This window comes from Enterobacter cloacae complex sp. IR5458, assembly GCF_049238025.1.
GTDB lineage: Bacteria > Pseudomonadota > Gammaproteobacteria > Enterobacterales > Enterobacteriaceae > Enterobacter > Enterobacter kobei.
Genome location: NZ_JBMKIF010000023.1, coordinates 70,815 through 93,451, shown reverse-complemented (window position 1 = coordinate 93,451; position 22,637 = coordinate 70,815). Strand labels below are relative to the sequence as shown.

The window sequence follows — 22,637 nt, the reverse complement described above, 5'->3', positions numbered from 1 at the left end:
TGTCAGCCCAACGGCACGCCGGAGCGGATGACGGATATCGAAGGGCAGGTGCGCTGGGACGCGGTGAACAGCGCCTGGGGCAAGCTGCTGCGGGAAAGCGAAACGCAGGTATCAGGATATTCTCAGAACCTGCGCATGCAGGGTCAATACCTGGATCGTGAGACAGGGCTGCACTACAATCTGTTCCGGTATTACGACCCGGACTGCGGACGGTTTACGCAGCAGGACCCGATAGGGCTGGCGGGGGGGATAAACCTTTACCAGTATGCGCCGAATGCGCTGGGGTGGGTGGATCCGTGGGGGTTGAGTAGGTGTTCATCCTCAGGTAAATATAAGCCTGGAACCATTCTGGGACGTACAGTCTATAAAAATACTGTTGATATACATCCAGGTGTCCCTAAGTCGGTTCATCCGTCAGTTCATCCTTCAATCAAAGCGAAAGTTAAGGATGGTTGGACAAATGTTGATTTGATGAAGAATGGCTATGCTCCGATTGGCACGGATGGAAAACAAGTTAACCTCCATCATGTTCTTGGACAAGAGCCTGGACCGATGGTGGAAATTCTTTCATCAACGCATAAGCTGTATCATAAGCAATTGCATGGATTAATTGAGAATGGTGGGAGTTTTAGAAATACTCCTGAACTTGATAGGCAGTACAACAGATTTAGAAGCGCGTATTGGAAGTTGAGATCATTGGATTTTTAATAGGGTGTAAAAGATGACTATCAAAACTGCAATTGAGCATTTAGATAAGAATGCTACAGACGAGGTGTTTTGGTTAGGCCCGGTTGATCTAGAGCAGATTGACATACTTGAAAATAATCTGGGTATTAAACTCCCACTTGATTTTAAAGAGTTCTTACATTTGGTTGGCGGCGGCGGTGTAATTGGAGAGGAGATCTCAGGAGTAGTTGATAACAATGCACTCGAAGAATCCGGAGGTGCTGTTTTTTATGATACAAATTATTGCCGGACTGAGTTCTCCCTTCCTGAAAACTATGCAGTTATCTATTTCAAAGATGACGAAGTTTGTTGGTGTATAGACTGTGGCGGCAAAACTTTTGGTCGAGTTATTAATTATGATCTGTTTTCCAGAAAAGAAACAAACACTTTAAACGCTTCGTTTTCTGAGTTTTTTGATAATTATGTGAAATTACGGACATGATTTTTTTTAAGTAAATTTTGATCTTTTCAATCAAGAGCTAACATTATAAGGTCTATGATGGAACTTGGGCCTTATAATGTAAATGGATCCCAAGAAACGGTGGCGTCATTCTTGCTAAATCTGAGTGTCTTGCCTCTCTTGAGGAGCGACTACGCGAGGATCCTTTTCAGAGGTTAAAGCTTGCGACTGTTGAGATCATTCCATTTGAACCCAGCATGAAAACAGAACTCCTGGAAAATGTGTTTTAACCCTCGAATAAAAAAATCCACGCCAAAGCGTGGATTTTCTTCATTCAAAACCAATCAAACGTTAAACAGGAAGTTCATCACATCGCCATCTTTAACAATGTAATCTTTCCCTTCCGCACGCATCTTGCCTGCTTCTTTCGCGCCTTGCTCACCCTTGTAGGTGATGAAGTCTTCAAACGCGATAGTCTGCGCGCGAATAAAACCTTTCTCGAAGTCGGTGTGGATCTTACCGGCTGCCTGAGGCGCAGTTGCACCCACAGGAATCGTCCAGGCACGGACTTCTTTCACGCCAGCGGTGAAGTAGGTCTGCAGGTTCAGCAGCTCATAACCCGCGCGAATTACGCGGTTCAGACCCGGCTCTTCCAGACCCAGCTCGGCCATGAACTCTTCACGGTCAGCGTCGTCCAGCTCGGCGATATCAGATTCAACGGCAGCGCATACAGCCACAACGACAGAACCTTCCGCCGCGGCGATTTCACGCACTTTGTCCAGATACGGGTTGTTCTCAAAACCGTCTTCGTTAACGTTGGCGATGTACATGGTTGGCTTCAGGGTCAGGAAGCTCAGGTATTTGATCGCCGCCTTGTCTTCTTCCGTCAGGTTTTTCAGCGCGCGCAGCATGCCCGCGTTTTCCAGCTGTGGCAGACATTTTTCCAGCGCAGCCAGTTCCGCTTTCGCGTCTTTATCGCCGCCTTTGGCTTTCTTCTGCACGCGGTGAATCGCGCGTTCGCAGGTGTCGAGGTCAGAGAGCGCCAGCTCGGTGTTGATGACGTCGATGTCGTCAGCCGGATCCACTTTGTTGTTGACGTGGATGATGTTGTCGTTCTCGAAGCAGCGCACAACGTGGCCGATCGCTTCGGTTTCACGAATGTTGGTCAGGAACTGGTTACCCAGACCTTCACCTTTGGAGGCGCCTTTTACCAGGCCCGCGATGTCAACGAACTCCATGGTGGTAGGCAGAATGCGCTGTGGCTTCACGATCTCCGCGAGCTGGTCCAGACGCGGGTCGGGCATTGGCACAACCCCGGTGTTCGGTTCGATGGTACAGAACGGGAAGTTCGCCGCTTCGATACCCGCTTTGGTAAGCGCGTTAAACAGGGTGGATTTGCCCACGTTTGGCAGACCGACGATACCGCATTTGAATCCCATTTCTAAATCACCTTAATATCTTGATAATCAATCCGTTAACGATAACCGATTGATGAAAAGTAAATAACTCTGCCTATTATACACGTAACCCGCATCACGCGCGGTAAAAAAGCCGTATCGGGCGGATTATTGCGCTTTGAAAGCGTGCAGGCGGTTTGTCGCTTTGGTTAAGCCATCTTTCAGCCAGATTTCAGTGCAGCGCACCGCTTCGTCTACCGCCTCGTCAATCAGTTTCTGCTCAGAAACCGGGGGTTTACCTAACACAAAACCAACAACTTTGTTTTTATCGCCCGGATGGCCGATTCCTACGCGCAAACGGTGGAAATTCGGGTTATTGCCCAGCTTGCTGATAATATCTTTCAGACCGTTATGGCCCCCGTGCCCGCCGCCCAGTTTGAATTTTGCCACGCCGGGTGGGAGGTCCAGTTCATCGTGAGCCACCAGAATTTCATCCGGATTGATGCGATAAAACGTTGCCATTGCCGCCACGGCTTTACCGCTCAGGTTCATAAAGGTGGTGGGTACCAGCAGGCGCACATCTGCGCCAGCAAGGTTGATACGTGAGGTATAGCCGAAGAATTTAGGTTCTTCGCGCAGGGGAGCACGCAACCGCTCGGCCAGAAGATCAACATACCATGCCCCGGCATTGTGGCGAGTGGCCGCATATTCTGCGCCCGGGTTGGCGAGGCCGACAATCAGTTTAATCGTCACGATTCAATTCCTAATGGATTCCAGATCTGGCGCGTAGTTTACTGTCTGGCGCGCCGCTTGACAAAATTCTGCAATCGTCACGGCGAAAGTCGAATAATTACTCATCTGAACAATTAGAATTTCAAGCTGTTCAACGCCTTATTTGTAAACTTTTGTTTGGGAGTTATCCGTAAATGTGATCATTCACGCAACTCATAAAAGGGGCGTTGTCTATACTTTACACACAAGGATTAGGGGCTTTTCCCCTGACAACCCAAAGTTCCGGAGGTGACACATGAAACGCAAAAACGCTTCGTTACTCGGTAACGTGCTGATGGGGTTGGGGCTGTTTGTGATGGTTGTCGGCGTAGGTTATTCAATTTTAAACCAATTGCCGCAGCTTGATCTCCCGCAATACTTCGCGCATGGCGCGGTACTGAGCATTTTCCTCGGTGCAGTATTGTGGCTTGCCGGGGCGCGCGTGAGCGGACATGAGGAAGTCTGCGATAAATACTGGTGGGTGCGCCATTATGATAAACGTTGTCGCAGGGATCAGCACAAGCACAGCTAGTACCTGATAAAGAACACCGAACGACTCCCGAGGGGGTCGTTTTTTTTTGCATGTAGTATTGACCCTCACGTAACGTAAGGCTCCAGAGTGTGTGCACTGGCAAAGTAAAAAGGAGCAATTATGTTGATTCAGGTGGGTGAGCTTGCGAAACGGGCCGGGATCACCGTGCGGACATTGCATCACTATGAGCAAACAGGGTTGTTGCTGCCTTCTGCCAGAAGTGCGGCAGGTTACCGGCTTTACAACCTGGCAGATGTCCAGCGTCTGCACATGATCCAGACGCTGGCAAAAGCGGGGCTGGAATTTGCTGAAATCAGGGATTTTCTGGAACAGGCGTCGCTGTCGTTAACCGAGTTACTCGATGCGCAAATCACGCTGTTGGATAAACAGCTTTGCAGCATACATACGCTGCGCGACCGGCTGGTGGAACTGCGCACCGGGCTTCGCGACGATGCGACGCCGGATCTGGAATCCTGGCTACAGACGCTGGAGTTAATGAATATGTACGATCGCTGGTTTAGCAAAGAGGAGTTACAGCAGCTGCCGTTTGCGGTGCAGAAGGAGGCACTGACGGCTATCTGGTCAGGGCTGGTTACAGAGGCCAACATACTTCTGGAGCAACATATCCCCGTTACGGATGCGCGAGCCATGGAGCTGGCGACGCGCTGGATGGAACGCCTGGAGCAGGACACGGCGGGCAAGCCGGAGTTTCTTACCCGGCTGAACGAAATGCACAGCGTTGAGCCGCAAATGCAGGCGCAGACTGGCATCACGCCGGAGATGACGGATTACATTACCCGGGCGTTTGCTGAATCTAAGCTCAACATATGGGAGAAGTATCTCACCGCCGAAGAGATGGCCTTTACCAGGGCACACTACTTTGACCGCATGATGGAGTGGCCGCCACTGGTGGCGAAACTGCATCAGGCGCAGCGGAAAAATATCGATCCTGCCTGTGAGGAGGCGCAAAAGCTGGCTGAAAACTGGCTGGCGTTATTCCAGTCGTATGCGGGAACAAACCCGGAAACCCAGCAAAAGTTTCGCGCGGCCATGCAGCAGGAGCCGCAGCTGATGAAAGGAACATGGATGTCGCCTGCTGTGCTTGCATGGCTCCAGCAGGCCATCGGGATAATGATGCAGAGACGTTTCTCCGCATCAGGTGAATCACAGATCCGCTAACGCCGCTTCCCGGTTAGGGTAGAAAGAGAGTCGGCCAGGGATCGGCTGTACGCCCGCGCGCGCCATGGTGCGCAGCGGCTGGAATTCCAGGTTACTCACCCGCAGCTCGCAGCCTTCCGGCAGACGTTGTACGAAGCGCTGGAAGGCGTCCAGGCCACCGGCATCCAGCACCGGTACGGCATCCCATTTCAATACCACAATCCGTTTGCCCGCGATGCGGGTTTCCAGTTCGCTGAACAGGCCTTCCGCTGCGGCGAAGAACAGCGGGCCAATTACGCGCAGCACCAGCACATCATCAGGCACCTCTACGTTGACCGGCGAAAGGCGCGTCATCTGCGCAATGCGGCGCATAAACAGCAGGGAAGCCAGCACGATCCCGACGCTGATGGCGATAACCATATCGAACAGCACCGTCAGCGACATACAGATCAACATTACGATGATGTCGTCTTTTGGTGCACGACGCAGCAGGTTGACCACCTTATGCGCCTCACTCATGTTCCAGGCCACCATCAGCAGCAGCGCGGCCATAGCGGAAAGCGGCAGCCAGGAGAGCAGCGGGGCAAGGATCAGCAGAGCGAGGATCACCAGCACGGAGTGGATAACCGCCGAAACGGGGGAGGTTGCTCCCGCGCGCACGTTCGCCGCTGAACGGGCGATGGCTGCCGTTGCGGTAATACCGCCAAAGAACGGGGCGATGAGATTGCCTAACCCCTGACCGACCAGTTCGCTGTTGGCTTTATGTTTGGTGCCGGTCATGCCGTCGAGCACGACGGCGCAGAGCAGCGATTCAATGGCCCCCAGCATTGCCATAGAGAATGCGGCGGGAAGCAAGGCGCGCAGGGAATCCCAGCTTAAGGTAAAGCTGGAGCCAGGCATGTCCCACGGCAGTACCAGTTGCGGTAATAGTTGCGGAATGCCGCTACCCTGAGAACCGTCCGCCAGCACATAGTGGAACTGCGAGCCGATTGTCGCGACATGACCACCGAACATATTGACGATAGCCATTACTGCGCAACCCAGCAGCAACGCGGGAAGGTGACCCGGCAGACGAATCCCTAAACGAGGCCAGACGATCAGCGTACCCAGCGTCACAATCCCGATGGCGGCGTCGCCCAGGTTGGCCGTAGGCAGTGCCATAAACAGCGCGCCCACTTTTTGCAGATAATGTTCCGGTACGTGAGGCATCTGCAGACCGAGAAAATCTTTGATCTGCATGGTTCCGATGGTGATCCCGATCCCTGAGGTGAACCCGAGCGTGACGGAAAGGGGAATGTACTCAATCAGGCGGCCAAAGCGGGCCAGGCCAAAGAGAATCAAAAACAGGCCTGACATCAGGGTGGCAACCAGCAGGCCTGCAAGACCAAACTGTTGCGAAACCGGGTAGAGGATCACCACAAAAGCGGCGGTCGGGCCGGAGACGCTGAAGCGTGAACCACCGGTCAGGGCGATGACAATCCCGGCAACGGCCGAGGTGTAGAGGCCGTACTGTGGTGCAACGCCGCTACCAATCGCCAGCGCCATCGCCAGCGGTATGGCGATAATGCCGACGGTGATCCCGGCAATCAGGTCACGGACAAAACGTGACGAGGTGTACTTCTCTTTCCAGCAAGCGTCGATGAGGGCGCGAAAGGGCAGAACATGTGAGGAGGCTACATTTTTCACAATTATCTATCATCCGAGTGCGCATCATCTGTCATATGAATGGCAGGTGAAGGAGGCATTAATCATACAAATAAAACCTAAAGACAAAAAAACCCGCCGCAGCGGGTTTTTCGGCCGTGTTCGATTAGTGTTCGAACATTGCAGAGATGGATTCTTCGTTGCTGATACGACGAATCGCTTCGGCCAGCATCCCGGACAGGGTCAAGGTACGCACGTTTGGCAGTGCCTTGATCTCGTCGCTCAGTGGAATGGTATCGCATACCACAACTTCGTCAATGACGGAGTTACGCAGGTTGTTTACCGCATTACCGGAGAAGATCGGGTGAGTTGCGTAAGCAAATACGCGTTTCGCACCACGTTCTTTCAGCGCTTCAGCGGCTTTACACAGCGTGCCACCGGTATCGATCATATCGTCAACCAGCACGCAGTCGCGGCCAGCAACGTCACCGATGATGTGCATCACCTGAGAAACGTTAGCGCGTGGACGACGTTTGTCGATGATCGCCATGTCGGTATCGTTCAGCAGCTTAGCGATAGCACGGGCACGTACCACGCCGCCGATGTCCGGAGAAACCACGATCGGGTTGTCCAGGTTCAGCTGCAGCATGTCTTCCAGCAGGATTGGGCTGCCGAATACGTTATCAACCGGGACGTCGAAGAAGCCCTGGATCTGCTCTGCGTGCAGGTCAACGGTCAGTACGCGGTCAACGCCGACGCTGGAGAGGAAATCAGCAACGACTTTAGCGGTAATTGGCACACGCGCGGAACGGACGCGACGGTCCTGACGGGCATAGCCGAAGTAAGGGATTACAGCAGTGATACGGCCTGCGGAAGCGCGACGCAGCGCGTCGACCATAACAACCAGTTCCATCAGGTTGTCATTCGTTGGAGCACAGGTGGACTGGATGATGAAAATATCACCACCGCGTACATTTTCGTTAATTTGTACGCTGACTTCGCCGTCGCTAAAGCGACCTACAGCGGCGTCGCCGAGGGAAGTGTACAGGCGGTTGGCAATACGTTGTGCTAGTTCCGGGGTGGCGTTACCAGCAAAAAGCTTCATATCAGGCACGAGAAGAACCTCAGGCATGCGTCCAGTGGTGGATAGCGTTCGCCGCAAACTGTGCGGGCCAGGCGAAGGCTATCCAGGCGGTGTATTAAAGAGCGCGATGCAACGTCTGGAACAGGGTGACGTTGTCACCGAAACTCAGTCTGCGCCAGAATGGCCTGCTGTAGAGGGGAGATGTTCATCCCACGCGCTACAAAACCATGCAGCCAATCCGGCGCTTGCTCAAGCACCTGACGAGCGGCGGATTCGGTGTCAAATTCAGCAAAGACACAGGCCCCTGTACCAGTCAGGCGCGACGGCGCGTATTCTAACAGCCAGGAAAGCACCGCATCAACCTCGCGAAAACGTTTTCTTGCGATATCCTCGCAATCGTTGCTGAATTCACAATTTAATAACGTTTCTATTGACCGAATCGGGGTATTTCTTTTCAGGTCAGGATCTTTAAAGATGACCGGGGTCGGAATGCTCACGCCGGGGTGAGCAACCAGATACCATTTTTCCGGCGGGTTGACCGGGGAGAGGATTTCCCCCACGCCCTCGGCAAAGGCCGCATGACCGCGAACAAACACCGGAACATCCGCGCCCAGTGTCAAGCCCAGGGCGGCCAGTTCGTCCTGCGACAGCCCGCTGCCCCAGAGGTGATTCAGGGCAACCAGCACCGTGGCGGCGTTAGATGAGCCGCCGCCCAGACCGCCGCCCATCGGCAGGCGCTTCTCTATACTGATGTCCGCACCGCTTCCCGCGGGCAGCCGCCCCGACTCCGCTGCCGCTTTCATCAGCAGGCGCGCGGCACGCACGATCAGGTTGTCTTCTTGCGCCACGCCTTCGACCGGTGTCAGGAGGCAAATCTGCCCGTCCTGACGCGGCTCAATGGCGATCGTGTCGCCATAGTCAATAAACTGAAACAGCGTTTGCAGAGTATGGTAGCCGTCAGCACGCTGACCGGTGATATATAAAAACAGGTTCAGTTTTGCCGGAGAAGGCCAGTGGGTCATCATTTAACGATCCAGTTATCCATTTTGAGCTTGATGCGCTGGCTGCCCTGTGTCAGCTCCATATTTGATGGCAGCGATGGTTTACTCTTGCTGTCATAGTCGTTGTATACCACTTTCCAGGTTTTGCCATTCTGGGTGTAGTTGGCCTGGCTCAGACGGTATTGATCGTCCAGGGTGTAGTCGGTGGCGTCACCCGGCAGGCCGAGGATCCACTGGCGCAGGCTGTTCAGCGGGATCGGCATCCCGGTCAGCTTGCCAATCATCTCTTCGGCATCGGTCGCGGTGTAGTGCTGGCCTTTATTGTCGGTGATCTGCGCTTCGCCCGGTTTGGCGATAAGCTCCAGTTCGGTGCTGCCGAGCGGGTTCAGCAGCAGCAGGCGATAGTTGTCCTGCCCGGTTTGCTGCCAGAAGAAACGCGCATACACTTTTTGTTCATCAGAGAGATAGGCGAAGGCGCCGCGGGTCTGATACTGGCTCAAATTGCGGACGTCCTGCTGGTGCTGACGCCACTGCGGTGAATCAGGGCTTTTGCCCGGGCCTTTTGGTTGGGTGACAGTACATGCGGTCAGAACCAGTGCCGCCAGAGGCAGCAGGCGAATCAGTCGGGTCATAATGAGGACAAATCCTTGAGATACGTTGCAGTTATAACTGTTAATGCTAGCGTCCCGCAGTCCCACCGTCTACGTTCAAATTATCTCAAAGCAATGCGTAAGCTATTACTCCGAAAGGAGGCGGTCTCTTTTATTGATCTCGCGCATCCTGTATGATGCGTCCTGCTAACCTTATTAACGCTGGTACTACTCCCGCTCAACATGACCCTATTAGCACTCGGTATTAACCACAAAACGGCCCCGGTTTCGCTGCGAGAACGCGTTACGTTTTCGCCGGATACGCTTGACCTGGCGCTGGACAGCCTGCTTGCCCAACCCATGGTGCAAGGGGGCGTGGTGCTCTCGACGTGCAACCGTACCGAGCTGTATTTAAGCGTGGAAGAACAGGATAACCTGCATGAAGCGCTGATCCGCTGGTTATGTGACTACCACAATCTCAACGAAGACGAGCTGCGTAACAGCCTGTACTGGCATCAGGACAATGATGCGGTCAGCCATCTGATGCGCGTCGCCAGCGGTCTGGATTCACTGGTTCTGGGCGAGCCGCAGATTCTCGGTCAGGTGAAAAAAGCCTTTGCGGATTCGCAAAAAGGGCATTTGAAGGCCAGTGAACTGGAGCGTATGTTCCAGAAGTCGTTCTCCGTGGCGAAGCGTGTGCGAACCGAAACCGACATTGGTGCCAGTGCGGTTTCTGTTGCTTTCGCAGCCTGCACCCTTGCACGTCAAATCTTTGAGTCCCTTTCCACCGTCACCGTGATGCTGGTGGGCGCGGGCGAAACCATCGAACTTGTGGCGCGCCATCTGCGCGAGCATAAAGTGAAAAAGATGATTATCGCGAACCGCACCCGCGAACGTGCGCAGGTTCTGGCGGATGAGGTGGGCGCAGAAGTGGTTGCGCTGAGCGACATCGATGAACGTCTGAAAGAGGCGGACATTATTATCAGTTCTACCGCCAGCCCCCTGCCAATCATCGGTAAAGGGATGGTGGAACGCGCGCTGAAGTCGCGTCGAAATCAGCCGATGCTGCTGGTGGATATCGCCGTCCCGCGTGATGTTGAACCGGAAGTCGGTAAACTGGCGAACGCCTATCTTTACAGCGTTGACGACCTGCAAAGCATCATTTCGCACAACCTCGCTCAGCGTAAAGCGGCGGCGGTACAGGCGGAAACCATTGTTGAGCAGGAAACCAGCGAGTTTATGGCCTGGCTGCGCGCGCAAAGCGTCAGCGAGACCATCCGCGAGTATCGCGGGCAGGCGGAGCAGGTGCGTGATGACCTGACTGCCAAAGCGTTAGCGGCCCTTGAACAGGGCGGCGACGCACAGGCCATTATGCAGGATCTGGCGTGGAAACTGACCAACCGCCTGATCCATGCACCAACCAAATCTCTTCAACAGGCAGCCCGTGACGGGGATGATGAACGCCTGACTATTCTGCGCAACAGCCTCGGGCTGGAATAGCGCCCTATACCCATTTTCTAAGACAAGGTGCACTTACGCCTATGAAGCCTTCTATCGTCGCTAAACTGGAAGCTCTGCACGAGCGCCATGAAGAAGTCCAGGCGCTGCTCGGGGATGCCGGGACCATTGCGGACCAGGAACGTTTTCGCGCACTCTCGCGTGAGTACGCGCAGTTAAGTGATGTTTCTAAATGCTTTACCGACTGGCGACAGGTTCAGGAAGACATCGAAACCGCGCAGATGATGCTCGACGATCCTGAAATGCGCGAGATGGCGCAGGAAGAGTTACAGGATGCGAAAGCGCGTTCTGAAGAGATGGAGCAACAGCTTCAGGTGCTGCTGCTGCCAAAAGATCCGGACGACGAGCGTAACGCGTTTGTGGAAGTCCGCGCCGGTACCGGCGGTGATGAAGCGGCGCTGTTTGTCGGGGATCTGTTCCGCATGTACAGCCGCTACGCTGAATCGCGTCGCTGGCGCGTGGAAATCATGAGCGCTAACGACGGCGAGCATGGTGGCTATAAAGAGGTTATCGCCAAGATCAGCGGCGACGGCGTGTATGGTCGTCTGAAGTTTGAATCTGGCGGTCATCGCGTGCAGCGCGTGCCTGCTACGGAATCTCAGGGGCGTATTCATACCTCTGCCTGTACAGTGGCGGTGATGCCAGAGCTGCCGGAAGCGGAATTGCCGGACATCAACCCGGCGGACCTGCGCATCGACACCTTCCGCTCCTCTGGTGCGGGCGGCCAGCACGTTAACACCACCGATTCCGCTATCCGTATTACTCACCTGCCAACAGGTATTGTGGTGGAGTGTCAGGACGAGCGTTCGCAGCATAAAAACAAAGCCAAAGCCTTGTCCGTGCTGGGTGCGCGTATCCACGCGGCCGAAATGGCGAAACGCCAGCAGGCGGAAGCATCGACGCGTCGTAACCTGCTGGGCAGCGGCGATCGCAGCGACCGTAACCGTACCTACAACTTCCCACAGGGCCGCGTGACCGACCACCGCATTAACCTGACGCTTTACCGTCTGGACGAGGTGATGGAAGGGAAGCTGGATATGCTGATTGAGCCTATCGTGCAGGAATACCAGGCCGACCAGCTGGCGGCGCTGTCCGAGCAGGAATAATGGATTTTCAGCGCTGGTTACGTGAGGCCGCCGGTGAGCTTTCCGCAAGCGAAAGCCCAAAACGCGACGCCGAAATTTTGCTGGAGCATGTAACGGGTAAAGCCCGTACGTATCTGCTGGCATTCGGTGAGACGCCACTGACCGCTGAGCAGCAAGCGCAGCTTGCTACGCTGCTTGCCCGCCGTAAAAACGGTGAGCCGGTGGCGCATCTTGTCGGTGAACGTGAGTTCTGGTCGCTCCCGCTTTATGTCTCAGCGGCAACGCTGATTCCACGCCCGGATACCGAATGTCTGGTGGAGCAGGCGCTGGCGCGTTTGCCGGCTGCGGCCAGCCGGATTCTCGATCTCGGAACAGGAACGGGTGCTATCGCGCTGGCGCTTGCCAGCGAGCGTCCGGATTGCGATGTGACGGCAGTGGATGTGATGCCTGACGCGGTGACCCTGGCGCAGCGTAACGTGGCGCGTCTTGGGCTGACTAACGTGACCGTGCTGCAAAGCAGCTGGTTTAGCGCGCTGGAGACTCGCTCGTTCGAGATGATCGTCAGTAACCCGCCGTATATTGACGAGCACGACCCGCACCTTGCGCAGGGCGATGTTCGTTTCGAACCGTTGACGGCGCTGGTTGCGGCTAACGCAGGGTTAGCCGATCTTGATCACATAGTGACAACGTCACGGCAACATTTACTTCCCGGCGGCTGGCTGCTGGTGGAACATGGCTGGACGCAGGGGGAAGCCGTACGTGCGCTGTTTACGCAAGCGGGTTATACCGCAGTGGAAACCTGCCGCGACTACGGCGGTAATGAACGGTTGACGCTAGGCCAGTGGGCGTGAAGCAAGGCTATCTGCCATTTACTGATAAAGGCGTAAGGCTGACTGAAAGGCGGTTTGGCGTTATCATCTACATTGTTTTGAGTTTTATCGCGCCCGGGGGTAGCTGTACGTTCGGGCGTTACTGGGGTAAGTCATGAAGTCCTTAGCCGATTTCGAATTTAATAAAGTGCCGCTTTGCGATGGCATGATCCTGATTTCGGAGATGATACGCGACGATTTTACGTCGCAGTACGTTTACGATGAACTGGAGAATCTGGTCAGCCTGGCGCGTGAAGAGATCAATCAGGCGCGCCCGCAGGACTGGCAATTAGAGAAGCTGCTTGAGCTTTTCTACGGCGAATGGGGTTTCTGCGACACGCGTGGCGTGTATCGCCTGTCTGACGCATTATGGCTGGACCAGGTCTTAAAAAACCGTCAGGGCAGCGCCGTTGCGCTGGGCTCTATTTTGCTGTGGGTCGCACACCGTCTGGATATTCCACTGGTGCCGGTCATTTTCCCGACGCAGATGATCCTGCGGGCGGAGTGGCTTGACGGCGAGATGTGGCTCATTAATCCGTTTAACGGCGATACGCTGGATGAGCATACGCTGGACGTCTGGCTGAAAGGCAACATCAGCCCGGTCGCCGAGCTCTTTAACGAAGATCTCGACGAGGCCGATAACGCCGAAGTGATCCGCAAGCTGCTGGATACGCTGAAATCAGCGCTGATGGAAGAGCGTCAGATGGAGCTTGCCTTGCGTGCCAGCGAAGTGCTGCTGCAGTTTAATCCGGAAGATCCCTACGAAATTCGCGACCGCGGGCTTATCTATGCCCAGCTCGACTGCGAACACGTTGCGCTGAACGATCTGAGCTATTTCGTTGAGCAGTGCCCGGAAGATCCGATTAGCGAAATGATTCGCGCGCAGATCAACGCGATCTCGCACAAACAAATTACACTGCATTAATCTTAATTCCGATTCACACCTGAATAAGGCGATCCTATGAAACAAAAAGTGGTTAGCATTGGTGATATCAAGGTAGCAAACGACCTGCCGTTCGTGCTGTTTGGCGGTATGAACGTGCTGGAATCCCGCGATCTCGCCATGCGTATCTGCGAGCACTACGTGACCGTGACCCAGAAGCTGGGCATCCCGTACGTGTTTAAGGCCTCTTTTGACAAAGCCAACCGCTCCTCCATTCACTCTTACCGTGGCCCGGGCCTGGAAGAGGGCATGAAGATTTTCCAGGAGCTGAAACAGACGTTTGGCGTGAAAGTGATCACCGACGTGCATGAGTCCTGGCAGGCACAGCCTGTAGCGGACGTGGTAGACGTGATCCAGCTTCCGGCATTCCTGGCCCGTCAGACGGACCTGGTGGAAGCGATGGCGAAAACCGGCGCGGTCATCAACGTGAAAAAACCACAGTTCGTGAGCCCTGGCCAGATGGGGAACATTGTCGACAAGTTTATCGAAGGCGGCAATGACAAGGTTATCCTGTGCGACCGTGGTGCAAACTTCGGTTATGACAACCTGGTCGTGGATATGCTGGGCTTCAGCGTGATGAAGAACGTCTCTAACCAGTCTCCGGTGATCTTCGACGTGACTCACGCCCTGCAGTGCCGTGACCCGTTTGGTGCCGCGTCTGGCGGTCGTCGTGCGCAGGTAACCGAGCTGGCGCGCGCCGGTATGGCAACGGGTCTGGCGGGTCTGTTCATTGAAGCGCATCCGGATCCGGCTAACGCGAAATGCGATGGTCCTTCCGCACTGCCGCTGGATAAGCTGGAGCCGTTCCTGAAGCAGATCAAAGCGATTGACGATCTGGTGAAGAACTTCGACGAGCTGGATACCAGCAACTAATAAAAAACCCGCTTCGGCGGGTTTTTTTATAGGACATATTGCCGGGTGGCGCTGCGCTTACCCGACCTACAAACCTGTAGGCACTGCAAGCGAAGCGCCGCTGGGCAAAGAGGCTAGGCAAATATCGTCATCAGGTACGCCACAAACAGCGCCATATGTGCCGCGCCGTTCAGCACGTTGGTGCGTCCGGTGGAGAAGGAGATCTGGCACAGCAGCAGCGAGGCCACCATCACAATCATCTCCGGCGCGCCCAGCGCAAACTGCAGTTCGTTCCCCGTCATAAAGGCAATCAGCGTCACCACCGGTACGGTGAGTGATATGGTCGCCAGCACGGAGCCGAAGAACAGGTTCATTGCACGCTGCACCTGATTGTTCAACACCGCTTTCAGCGCCCCCAGTCCTTCAGGGGACAGGATCAGCAGCGCCACCAGGAAACCGGTAAAGGCCACCGGGGCGTTCAGCTCGGTCAACAGCGTCTCCAGCGGGTTGGCATTCATTTTGGTGACCGCAATGACCGCAATCAGATGCACGATCAGCCAAACCGTGTGCCACACACTGCTGTGTGCTGACGGCTTACCGTGGTGCGGGTCATCGTCGTCGCCGTCATCTTCATGTTCGTATACAAACAGGCTCTGGTGCGTTTTGGTCTGAATCAGCAGGAACACGCCGTACATGGCTGCGGAAATCAGCGCGACCAGCAGCGCCTGACCGGTGGAGAAGTTTGCATCTGGCAGCGCCATCGGGAAGACCAGCACGATAATTGCCAGCGGGAAGAGGGCAATCAGGTACTGTTTAATGCCAAACAGGTTCATGTACTGGGTCGCAAATTTACGCCCGCCCAGTAACAGCGAGAAGCCCACCAGGCCGCCTGTCACAATCATAATGATGGAGTAGAGGGTATCGCGCATCAGCGTCGGGGCAGCATCGCCGGTCGCCATAAGCGCGGAAATCAGGCTGACTTCGAGAATAACAACGGAAAGACTCAGAATTAACGAACCGTACGGCTCGCCCAGACGGTGGGCTAATACGTCCGCATGGCGAACGACGCTAAATGCGCTGGTTAAAATACCGACCAGGGCAAGAATATTGATACCAACCACCACTGGCAGTGACTGACTGCTTCCCCAGAAGAGCAGCACAGCCAGTGCCAGAACCGGGAAAATGAGTGACGTCTCCTTGTGGCGGGTCTTTACCGCCTCGTGTGTTGCTGTCATGTGCTTCTCCATCAATGCAGGTGCTTGTAATTATAGATAGATTTTAAGGAGATTAAATTAACAGAAATCTGTTAAATACCTTATATTTTTTACTTAATTTTACCCTTTGTGATGTTTTTCTTCTTTGAAGTCTATAATGCCATATATCTCATAAATAAATATTAAATAACAAAGAATTATAATTTTAATTTACTCATTAATTATTGTTGGGTGGCACCATGGCATATCGTCGTCCACACTTATCTCTTTACCGAAAAGAGAGGTTAGTGATGCCCTACAAAACGAAACGCGAATTACCTGATAACGTGAAAAATGTCCTGCCTGAACACGCGCAGGATATCTACAAGGAAGCGTTTAACAGCGCCTGGGATCAGTACAAAGATAAAGACGATCGCCGGGATGATGCCAGCCGGGAAGAGACGGCGCATAAGGTCGCCTGGGCCGCAGTTAAACATGACTACGAGAAAGGAGACGATGATAAATGGCATAAAAAGAAATAGCCGTGAAATAATTCGCTGCCTTCATTTTGACTTTTCAGGCGGTTGAACTTCCGTTGTATTGCAACTGGTCCGCTAATTGCTTATCGTTATTTCACTGCTGGCGAAATGACCAGAAAAAAATGCCGGGAAGGCGCATTACAGATGTCGCAAGGAAGCATGCAGTGGCGGAGGTGTAAAGTGTTAACGCGTGATTTCTTAATGAAGGCAGATTGTAAGACGGCATTTGGTGCTATTGAGGAATCGCTTCTCTGGTCAGCTGAACAACGTGCGGCGTCGCTTGCTGCCACGCTTGCCTGCCGCCCGGATGATGGCCCGGTATGGATTTTTGGCTACGGTTCGCTGATGTGGAACCCGGCTCTGGAATTTGTCGAATCGGCAACGGGAACGCTGCCTGGCTGGCACCGCGCATTTTGTCTGCGCCTGACGGCCGGACGCGGCAGTGCGTGTCAGCCTGGTCGCATGCTTGCACTGAAAGAGGGCGGACGCACCACGGGCGTGGCGTATCGCCTCCCGGATGCCACGCTCGAAGAGGAGCTGACGCTGCTCTGGAAGCGCGAGATGATCACCGGCTGCTATATGCCGAGCTGGTGCAAGCTGGAGCTTGACGATGGACGTACCGTCAATGCGCTGGTGTTTATTATGGATCCACGCCATCCGCTGTATGAAGCGGATACCCGCACGCAGGTCATCGCCCCGTTGATTGCCGCCGCCAGCGGGCCGCTGGGCACCAACGCGCAGTATCTCTTCTCCCTCGATCAGGAGCTGACCCGCCTCGGCATGAAGGACGATTGTCTGAATGAGCTGGTGGTAAAGGTGAGGGCGCTGCTGGAAGGGAACCCTGTCAACAGCACGCTGCGACCGGGTTTTGCCTGATAATACGCCCGGCTGGCCGGGCGTTTACTCTTATGCTGCCACGTAGCTGACGGAATGCTCCAGCGACTGACTGTGGCTGTCGATCAGCACATCCCATGTGCCGGTATACGGCACGGTAAGCCACGCTTTATCATCCTGCACGGTCAGAATATCCGCCTGGGATTGCTTTTGCGCTTTTGAACTCATGAGATGTATGCGGCAGCGTTCTGAGCAACGCACCACTACCGTATCCCCGCCGAACAGTTTCAAACTTGTTTTTACCAGTGCCATTTTTTACCCCGTAGTCTTAAACAACGCTCTCCCTGCAGCCATATCCGAGCGTGATGTAGTTCACAATTCACTCGTTGCATAACACCAAAGGGGGAGAGTCGGGATGCTGATTTTGATCAAAAAATGGCATAACGATTAAACAAAAATGACAAAATTCCTCAAAAGTTAGGCTGGCGCGCGTTTTACCCGCGAAACGCGCGCCGGAGGAACATTAAATGCGGAAATGGCCGGCCGTTTCAGCAAGGTCGCCCGCCTGGCTCTGCAGGGCTCCTGCGGCGGCGGCGGACTGCACCACCAGCTCGGCGTTCTGCTGCACCATTCTGTCGAGATGGGTCACCGCATGGTTAATCTCATGGATGCCTTTCATCTGTTCGCTGGTGGCGATGGAGATTTCGCGCATGATGCCGGAGACGCTGCCGATGCTGGAGCGGATCTCATCCATGCTTTCACCGGCCAGATGCACATAGCGCGAACCGGTCGCCACGCTATCGGTGGTGGAATCAATCAGGGATTTGATCTCTTTCGCCGCCTGGGCGCTACGACTGGCGAGGTTACGCACTTCCCCGGCTACCACGGCAAATCCGCGGCCCTGCTCACCGGCACGCGCCGCCTCGACGGAGGCGTTCAGCGCCAGAATGTTGGTCTGGAAGGCGATACCGTCGATGACGCTGGTGATATCACCAATTTTTGCGGACGCCACTTCGATGGACTGCATCGTGCTGATGGCCTGAGAAACCACTTCACCACCGCGCGCGGCAGTCGCAGACGCTTTGCTTGCCTGATCGTTCGCTTCCGCTGCCGATTCATTCGATTGCGTGACGGAGGCGGTGATCTGCTCCACCGCGCTGGCGGTCTCGCGAAGGCTGGACGCCGCCTGCTCGGTACGCCCGGAAAGATCCTGGTTGCCAGCCGCAATTTCCTGCGCGGCATTTTTCACCGACGCGCTGGCGTCACGGAGTTGTACCATTACGACGGAAAGCTTATCGCTGAAGGCATTAAAGGCCTGCGCAATTTGCGCCACTTCATCATTGCCGCTGTCCGGCAAACGCTGGGACAGATCGTTGGTCCCGTTGGCAATGTTATGCATCGCATCACGAATGTCAGACAGGCGCTTCAGCAGACGGGCAATCAGGACGTGAACAATGGCGCCGCTCAGGAGTGCCAGGATCACCAGCGAAATCGCCGACGCTTTCAGCAGGGAACGCATGCCGGAGGTGGCATCGCTGTTGTCGAGCGCGACGACCAGCAGCCAGTTTGTGCCCGGCACGGCTGAGGCAATGAAGGTTTTGTCTACATCATTCAGGGTTCCGTCGACCGGATTACCGCGTTTCAGCGCCGCAAAGTCGATCCCTTTGATCGTCTCGGCAAACGGCTTCAGGGTCAAAGCCGGATCGTTGGTGGCAATCACGGTACCGTCACTGTTCAGGAGCAGCCCGCTGCTGGCGGGTGTTGGGTGGATGCCGCGCACGTTTGCCACGACGCTATCCATGGCGACATCGCCCGCCACCACCGCTTTCAGGACGCCATTTTCTTTCACCGGTACAGCAAACGTCACCACCAGCTTTCCGGTACCGGCATCAACATAGGGTGCGGTCACTACCGGGCCGTCCGTGCTCACCACCTGCTGATACCAGGGACGAATGGTCGGATCATAATCCGCCGGGACACCCGCAGGTTCAGAAAACTTCGCCGTCTTGCTCGCATAACCCACATAGACGTTAGTGAATCCCCCCGCCTGCGCCAGTTGTTTAAACACCGGAACCGGGTCGTCAGCCAGCGCGACGCTTTGTGCGGAGGTAATCACCGTCATTTTGCTTTTGGCCCAGTCGGCAATCGCCATGTTGTGGCTGGCGCTGGTACTGGTCAATATATCGCGCTGTGACTGCTGGTTATCCTGGCGCGTGACCTGGAAGTTAATAACGGTATTGAGAAGAAGGGCGACGACAAGGCAACCTGTCGTCGTAGCGATAATACGTGCGCGAATCGATCTGAACATAAGTGAAATACCTGCTGTGTTGTTTCCATGCCTATCGGCAACCCCGCAGGTAAACTTGATGCTGAAACCGCGTCCATAAGAAAATAATATTTTTACGGGATTATTATTAAAAAGTTAATACTTTATCTGCGGTCAGCGTCCATTCGGCCAGCTCAACCAGCGTCCCGATTTCTACGCCCTCTATCAGCGGCAGAGTGGTAATCCCGCGTCCGTCGGTACAGGTCTTGCACAGTTTCACCGGCACATTTTGCGCGGTCAGGATCTCCAGCATCTGCTGAATGTTATAGCCTTCTGCCGGCTTTTGGCCCTTCAGCCCGGCGGTGACGGCATCCGACATTAAAAAAATCTGTAATGCCAGGTCGCTCTCTTTTTCACGTAACGCAATGGCCAGACGCAGGCTGTTAAAAAGAGATTCGCTGCCGTAGGCCGCCCCGTTGGCGACGATCACAATCTTCTGCATGTTGACTCCTGTTCTTATAAAGGCACGAATATTGCTTAATTCTCCGGAGTTTCGCTGTCCGGGAGAGTAAGCATGACATTAATGGCTGGCATTTCGCCAGGTGCAACCGAATGGCTTCAGCGCGCGAGGCTGATGCGCCGGGAGCAGCTCAGCAAGCTGGCAGAGCTGAACGTGCTGGTGCACGGCATTAGCCAACTGGTACATATGCTACAGTGCGAGCGCGGGGCATCCAACGTCTGGCTCTGTTCACAGGGTAAGCTCTACGCGCCTGAATGCAAAGCCAGCCGGGCGCTGGTAGACGAAAATCTTGCTGCGCTGAATACGATACTTGGCAAGCAGTCCCTCCTCCCGGGGAGCGCCGTCTGCGAACGTATCGGTAATGCACTGCATACGCTGGACACACTTCCCGCGCTGCGTGACGGGGTGAGTCAACAAACCCTGACGGCCCCGCAGGCCATGGAACATTACTCCCGCATGCTTCGCCATCTGCTCAGTATCGTGCCGCAACTCAATGACAGCATTGACGATCCGCAAATCGCGGGCCGGTTTGTCGCCCTTTACAGCCTGATGCAGGGCAAAGAACTGGCGGGACAAGAGCGGGCCCTGGGGGCGATAGGCTTCACGCAGGGTTTTTTTGATGACGTTACCCGCCAGAGACTGGTAGATCGCATTGACGGGCAGCAAGCCTGCTTTGAGATCTTCCTCTCCCACAGTCAGGCTGACGTTCAGACCACTTTCTCCCTTAACTGCCAGCCCGACCGTGAGACGGAGCAACTCCGGCGCGTGGCCTGTACCCGCCAGCCTGCCGCGGATAATGGCCATACCGCGCTGGCGTGGTTTGCGCTGCAAACGGCGCGGCTGGAGCATCTGCGCGCGCTGGAGGAGACAATCATCGCCGATCTGATGGTCGCGGTGGATGAGCGGATTCAGCGTGACGAGGTTTATCCGCATTCCGCAGATGAACTGGAGGACCCGCTGGCGCATTACCCGGATAAACCCCTGCTGCCTCTGGTTCGCCAGCAGGCGCGCGAGATTGAGCAACTCTCCCGTCAGCTTGCGTCGCTGCGCGATACGCTTGAGGAGCGAAAAACCATTGATAAAGCAAAAAGCGTGCTGATGACCCACCAGAATATGAGTGAGGAGCAGGCCTGGACAACGCTGCGCAAAATGGCGATGGACAAGAATCAGCGCATGGTGGATATCGCCCGGGCGCTGCTTACGGTGAAAAGCGTGTGGCAGATAACCCCAAAGGAGTAGCTGCACAATCAGTGGGCATGTTGTGCCTGATTGGGGTGCGTAATGGCGAGCAAATCCGGCTTCCGGCCCTGAAACAGGGTGTTCAAACCTGGCATTGACTTTGCATTATTGAATTAACCATTTTTGACGGTGCGCCAACGACGGTGCATCAGTCTTCGGGATAAAGGCGTCCAGCGGTGCTTCGGCACTGTGGGCGCTTTTTTTTGGCTTTTTTTCAGGAGTGGTCATGGCGGATTTGTCGAGACGACGGTTTTTGCAGGCCAGCATGCTGGCGAGTGGCGCAGTGTTATTACCGGGTGTCATGCAGGCTGCCTGGGCGGCAGGCTCGGATAAACCGGAGCAGGAGACGGTACGTATCGGGTTTATCCCGCTGACCGACTGTGCGCCGGTGGTTATCGCAGCCCTGAAAGGCTTTGATAAAAAATACGGTATCACCATCGTCCCCACCAAAGAGGCGAGCTGGGCAGCGGTACGCGACAAGCTGGTGGCGGGGGAGCTGGACGCCGCGCACATTCTTTACGGTCTGCTGTACGGGCTTGAACTGGGTATTGCAGGCAAGCCGCAGCAGATGGCAAACCTGATGACGCTTAACCAGAACGGTCAGGCCATTACGCTCTCCAGCGATCTGGCGGAGAAGGGGGTTCGCGATCTTGACGGGCTGAAAACGCTGGTCGGGCAGCAGGCGCCTGGCACTTACACTTTCGCGCACACCTTCCCGACTGGAACGCACGCCATGTGGCTTTACTACTGGCTGGCGAGCGCAGGCATTAACCCCTTCGATGACGTGCGCACAGTGGTGGTGCCGCCGCCGCAGATGGTGATGAACATGCGCATTGGCAACATGGTGGGCTTTTGCGTCGGTGAGCCGTGGAACGCGAGGGCGATTAACGACCGCATTGGCTTCACCGCTGCCACGTCGCAGTCCATCTGGGCGGATCATCCTGAAAAAATTCTCGGCACGCGTCGCGACTGGGTGGAGAAAAATCCGCACACCGCCCGGGCGCTGGTGAGTGCCGTGATGGAAGCCGCGCGCTGGATTGAGGCGTCCCCGGAAAACAAACGTGAAACCGCGCAGATCCTCTCGCGCCGGGCGTGGCTCAACTGCAAAGAACAGTATCTCACCGGGCGAATGCTCGGGGAATACGACAACGGCCTGGGGCAGCGCTGGCAGGACGCACACCCGATCCGTTTCTTCAACGAGGGTGCCGTCAGTTATCCGTATCTCTCTGACGGCATGTGGTTCTTAACCCAGTTCCGCCGCTGGGGCTTGCTTAAAACCGCGCCGGATTACGTGGGTATTGCGCAGCGCATTAACCAGACCGCGGTCTGGCAGGATGCTGCCACCGCCGTCGGCGGACTCTCCACTCCCTCATCACCGTATCGCAGCAGCACGCTGATGGACGGTACCGTCTGGAGCGGAACCGATCCGGAAGGGTACGCCAACCGTTTTGCCATTCACCGTAAAGGGGCCTGATT

Annotated in this window: 24 protein-coding genes and 1 pseudogene; 14 read left to right on the top strand and 11 right to left on the bottom strand. The window is 55.2% G+C overall.

Going from position 1 to position 22,637, the window contains the following annotated elements; all coding sequences use genetic code 11:
- A partial coding sequence (locus ACOTYN_RS18355) for an RHS repeat-associated core domain-containing protein (RefSeq protein WP_421634769.1) occupies positions 1-708 on the top strand: 708 nt, incomplete at its 5' end.
- Between the two features lie 13 nt (positions 709-721).
- A complete protein-coding gene (locus tag ACOTYN_RS18350) occupies positions 722-1,168 on the top strand; it encodes an SMI1/KNR4 family protein (RefSeq protein WP_023330592.1) in 447 nt (148 codons plus the stop codon).
- Between the two features lie 302 nt (positions 1,169-1,470).
- Here ACOTYN_RS18350 and ychF read toward each other — a convergent pair whose 3' ends face one another.
- Positions 1,471-2,565: a redox-regulated ATPase YchF gene (gene ychF, locus ACOTYN_RS18345; RefSeq protein ID WP_010432886.1), complete on the bottom strand. Its 1,095-nt coding sequence runs from the start codon at positions 2,563-2,565 to the stop codon at positions 1,471-1,473.
- A gap of 126 nt (positions 2,566-2,691) precedes the next feature.
- Positions 2,692-3,276, bottom strand: coding sequence for an aminoacyl-tRNA hydrolase (gene pth / locus ACOTYN_RS18340; RefSeq protein WP_014884200.1), 585 nt, complete (start codon positions 3,274-3,276; stop codon positions 2,692-2,694).
- 274 nt (positions 3,277-3,550) lie between these two features.
- Here pth and ychH point away from each other — a divergent pair, with 274 nt between their 5' ends.
- Both ychH and ACOTYN_RS18330 read left to right on the top strand, forming a co-directional pair.
- Positions 3,551-3,826 (top strand): stress-induced protein YchH, encoded by a 276-nt coding sequence (gene ychH / locus ACOTYN_RS18335; RefSeq protein WP_008499505.1) that lies wholly within the window; start codon positions 3,551-3,553, stop codon positions 3,824-3,826.
- A gap of 120 nt (positions 3,827-3,946) precedes the next feature.
- Positions 3,947-5,005, top strand: a complete 1,059-nt coding sequence (locus tag ACOTYN_RS18330) for a MerR family transcriptional regulator (RefSeq protein ID WP_332958395.1) — start codon at positions 3,947-3,949, stop codon at positions 5,003-5,005.
- Here the strand turns inward: ACOTYN_RS18330 and dauA are convergent.
- The 4 genes from dauA to lolB all read right to left on the bottom strand — a co-directional run bounded on the left by dauA (position 4,991) and on the right by lolB (position 9,345).
- Complete coding sequence (gene dauA, locus ACOTYN_RS18325; protein WP_014884198.1) at positions 4,991-6,670, bottom strand: C4-dicarboxylic acid transporter DauA; 1,680 nt, start codon at positions 6,668-6,670, stop codon at positions 4,991-4,993. The two genes, ACOTYN_RS18330 and dauA, sit on opposite strands and share 15 nt — an antisense overlap.
- 124 nt (positions 6,671-6,794) lie before the next feature.
- Entirely contained in the window at positions 6,795-7,742 is a 948-nt protein-coding gene (prs, locus tag ACOTYN_RS18320) for a ribose-phosphate diphosphokinase (protein WP_003856663.1), read from the bottom strand.
- A gap of 125 nt (positions 7,743-7,867) precedes the next feature.
- A complete protein-coding gene (gene ispE / locus ACOTYN_RS18315; protein WP_117580392.1) occupies positions 7,868-8,737 on the bottom strand; it encodes a 4-(cytidine 5'-diphospho)-2-C-methyl-D-erythritol kinase in 870 nt (289 codons plus the stop codon).
- Positions 8,734-9,345: a lipoprotein insertase outer membrane protein LolB gene (gene lolB, locus ACOTYN_RS18310; protein ID WP_023330589.1), complete on the bottom strand. Its 612-nt coding sequence runs from the start codon at positions 9,343-9,345 to the stop codon at positions 8,734-8,736. Before lolB ends, ispE begins: the two co-directional genes overlap by 4 nt.
- A gap of 201 nt (positions 9,346-9,546) precedes the next feature.
- On the opposite strand from lolB, the gene hemA reads away from it, so the two are divergent.
- The 6 genes and pseudogenes from hemA to kdsA all read left to right on the top strand — a co-directional run bounded on the left by hemA (position 9,547) and on the right by kdsA (position 14,591).
- Positions 9,547-10,803 carry a glutamyl-tRNA reductase gene (gene hemA / locus ACOTYN_RS18305; protein WP_008499512.1) on the top strand — a complete coding sequence of 419 codons (1,257 nt, stop codon included), beginning with the start codon at positions 9,547-9,549 and terminating at the stop codon, positions 10,801-10,803.
- A 41-nt stretch (positions 10,804-10,844) separates the two neighbouring features.
- Positions 10,845-11,927 (top strand): peptide chain release factor 1, encoded by a 1,083-nt coding sequence (gene prfA, locus ACOTYN_RS18300; protein ID WP_071922150.1) that lies wholly within the window; start codon positions 10,845-10,847, stop codon positions 11,925-11,927.
- The gene (gene prmC, locus ACOTYN_RS18295) at positions 11,927-12,757 is read left to right on the top strand and encodes a peptide chain release factor N(5)-glutamine methyltransferase (RefSeq protein WP_014884194.1); all 831 of its coding nucleotides are present in this window, start codon (positions 11,927-11,929) and stop codon (positions 12,755-12,757) included. Before prfA ends, prmC begins: the two co-directional genes overlap by 1 nt.
- Before the next feature lie 8 nt (positions 12,758-12,765).
- Positions 12,766-12,855: pseudogene (locus ACOTYN_RS18290) on the top strand (siroheme synthase); the annotation flags it as partial.
- 35 nt (positions 12,856-12,890) lie between these two features.
- Positions 12,891-13,700, top strand: a complete 810-nt coding sequence (gene sirB1 / locus ACOTYN_RS18285; protein ID WP_008499515.1) for an invasion regulator SirB1 — start codon at positions 12,891-12,893, stop codon at positions 13,698-13,700.
- A 36-nt stretch (positions 13,701-13,736) separates the two neighbouring features.
- Positions 13,737-14,591: a 3-deoxy-8-phosphooctulonate synthase gene (gene kdsA / locus ACOTYN_RS18280; RefSeq protein ID WP_014884193.1), complete on the top strand. Its 855-nt coding sequence runs from the start codon at positions 13,737-13,739 to the stop codon at positions 14,589-14,591.
- Between the two features lie 113 nt (positions 14,592-14,704).
- On the opposite strand, the gene chaA is transcribed toward kdsA, so the two are convergent.
- Entirely contained in the window at positions 14,705-15,805 is a 1,101-nt protein-coding gene (chaA, locus tag ACOTYN_RS18275; protein WP_201405219.1) for a sodium-potassium/proton antiporter ChaA, read from the bottom strand.
- A gap of 269 nt (positions 15,806-16,074) precedes the next feature.
- Between chaA and chaB the strand changes: the two genes are divergently transcribed.
- A complete protein-coding gene (chaB, locus tag ACOTYN_RS18270) occupies positions 16,075-16,305 on the top strand; it encodes a putative cation transport regulator ChaB (RefSeq protein ID WP_014884191.1) in 231 nt (76 codons plus the stop codon).
- Between the two features lie 177 nt (positions 16,306-16,482).
- Positions 16,483-17,178, top strand: a complete 696-nt coding sequence (locus ACOTYN_RS18265; RefSeq protein ID WP_023330588.1) for a gamma-glutamylcyclotransferase — start codon at positions 16,483-16,485, stop codon at positions 17,176-17,178.
- A gap of 30 nt (positions 17,179-17,208) precedes the next feature.
- Here the strand turns inward: ACOTYN_RS18265 and ACOTYN_RS18260 are convergent, their stop codons facing one another.
- The 3 genes from ACOTYN_RS18260 to ACOTYN_RS18250 all read right to left on the bottom strand — a co-directional run bounded on the left by ACOTYN_RS18260 (position 17,209) and on the right by ACOTYN_RS18250 (position 19,904).
- Complete coding sequence (locus ACOTYN_RS18260; RefSeq protein WP_010432930.1) at positions 17,209-17,448, bottom strand: DUF1883 domain-containing protein; 240 nt, start codon at positions 17,446-17,448, stop codon at positions 17,209-17,211.
- Positions 17,449-17,659: 211 nt separating this feature from the next.
- A complete protein-coding gene (locus ACOTYN_RS18255; RefSeq protein ID WP_332958388.1) occupies positions 17,660-19,444 on the bottom strand; it encodes a methyl-accepting chemotaxis protein in 1,785 nt (594 codons plus the stop codon).
- Between the two features lie 106 nt (positions 19,445-19,550).
- Positions 19,551-19,904 (bottom strand): DsrE/DsrF/TusD sulfur relay family protein, encoded by a 354-nt coding sequence (locus ACOTYN_RS18250; RefSeq protein WP_014884187.1) that lies wholly within the window; start codon positions 19,902-19,904, stop codon positions 19,551-19,553.
- Positions 19,905-19,976: 72 nt separating this feature from the next.
- On the opposite strand from ACOTYN_RS18250, the gene nasR reads away from it, so the two are divergent.
- The gene (gene nasR, locus ACOTYN_RS18245) at positions 19,977-21,161 is read left to right on the top strand and encodes a nitrate regulatory protein NasR (protein WP_063861449.1); all 1,185 of its coding nucleotides are present in this window, start codon (positions 19,977-19,979) and stop codon (positions 21,159-21,161) included.
- Positions 21,162-21,266: 105 nt separating this feature from the next.
- Here nasR and ACOTYN_RS18240 read toward each other — a convergent pair whose 3' ends face one another.
- Positions 21,267-21,389, bottom strand: coding sequence for a hypothetical protein (locus tag ACOTYN_RS18240; RefSeq protein WP_332958387.1), 123 nt, complete (start codon positions 21,387-21,389; stop codon positions 21,267-21,269).
- Here ACOTYN_RS18240 and ACOTYN_RS18235 point away from each other — a divergent pair.
- Positions 21,388-22,635 (top strand): CmpA/NrtA family ABC transporter substrate-binding protein, encoded by a 1,248-nt coding sequence (locus ACOTYN_RS18235; protein ID WP_059373518.1) that lies wholly within the window; start codon positions 21,388-21,390, stop codon positions 22,633-22,635. The two genes, ACOTYN_RS18240 and ACOTYN_RS18235, sit on opposite strands and share 2 nt — an antisense overlap.
- The last annotated feature ends 2 nt before the right edge of the window (positions 22,636-22,637 follow it).

Bases quoted from the DNA above. Each gene is read 5' to 3' on its own strand.
- ACOTYN_RS18350 (WP_023330592.1), top strand. From the start codon at position 722: ATGACTATCAAAACTGCAATTGAGCATTTAGATAAGAATGCTACAGAC.
- ychF (WP_010432886.1), bottom strand. From the start codon at position 2,565: ATGGGATTCAAATGCGGTATCGTCGGTCTGCCAAACGTGGGCAAATCC.
- ychH (WP_008499505.1), top strand. From the start codon at position 3,551: ATGAAACGCAAAAACGCTTCGTTACTCGGTAACGTGCTGATGGGGTTG.
- ACOTYN_RS18330 (WP_332958395.1), top strand. From the start codon at position 3,947: ATGTTGATTCAGGTGGGTGAGCTTGCGAAACGGGCCGGGATCACCGTG.
- ispE (WP_117580392.1), bottom strand. From the start codon at position 8,737: ATGATGACCCACTGGCCTTCTCCGGCAAAACTGAACCTGTTTTTATAT.
- lolB (WP_023330589.1), bottom strand. From the start codon at position 9,345: ATGACCCGACTGATTCGCCTGCTGCCTCTGGCGGCACTGGTTCTGACC.
- hemA (WP_008499512.1), top strand. From the start codon at position 9,547: ATGACCCTATTAGCACTCGGTATTAACCACAAAACGGCCCCGGTTTCG.
- prfA (WP_071922150.1), top strand. From the start codon at position 10,845: ATGAAGCCTTCTATCGTCGCTAAACTGGAAGCTCTGCACGAGCGCCAT.
- prmC (WP_014884194.1), top strand. From the start codon at position 11,927: ATGGATTTTCAGCGCTGGTTACGTGAGGCCGCCGGTGAGCTTTCCGCA.
- sirB1 (WP_008499515.1), top strand. From the start codon at position 12,891: ATGAAGTCCTTAGCCGATTTCGAATTTAATAAAGTGCCGCTTTGCGAT.
- kdsA (WP_014884193.1), top strand. From the start codon at position 13,737: ATGAAACAAAAAGTGGTTAGCATTGGTGATATCAAGGTAGCAAACGAC.
- chaA (WP_201405219.1), bottom strand. From the start codon at position 15,805: ATGACAGCAACACACGAGGCGGTAAAGACCCGCCACAAGGAGACGTCA.
- chaB (WP_014884191.1), top strand. From the start codon at position 16,075: ATGCCCTACAAAACGAAACGCGAATTACCTGATAACGTGAAAAATGTC.
- ACOTYN_RS18260 (WP_010432930.1), bottom strand. From the start codon at position 17,448: ATGGCACTGGTAAAAACAAGTTTGAAACTGTTCGGCGGGGATACGGTA.
- ACOTYN_RS18255 (WP_332958388.1), bottom strand. From the start codon at position 19,444: ATGTTCAGATCGATTCGCGCACGTATTATCGCTACGACGACAGGTTGC.
- ACOTYN_RS18250 (WP_014884187.1), bottom strand. From the start codon at position 19,904: ATGCAGAAGATTGTGATCGTCGCCAACGGGGCGGCCTACGGCAGCGAA.
- nasR (WP_063861449.1), top strand. From the start codon at position 19,977: ATGACATTAATGGCTGGCATTTCGCCAGGTGCAACCGAATGGCTTCAG.
- ACOTYN_RS18235 (WP_059373518.1), top strand. From the start codon at position 21,388: ATGGCGGATTTGTCGAGACGACGGTTTTTGCAGGCCAGCATGCTGGCG.
- ACOTYN_RS18240 (WP_332958387.1), bottom strand. From the start codon at position 21,389: ATGACCACTCCTGAAAAAAAGCCAAAAAAAAGCGCCCACAGTGCCGAA.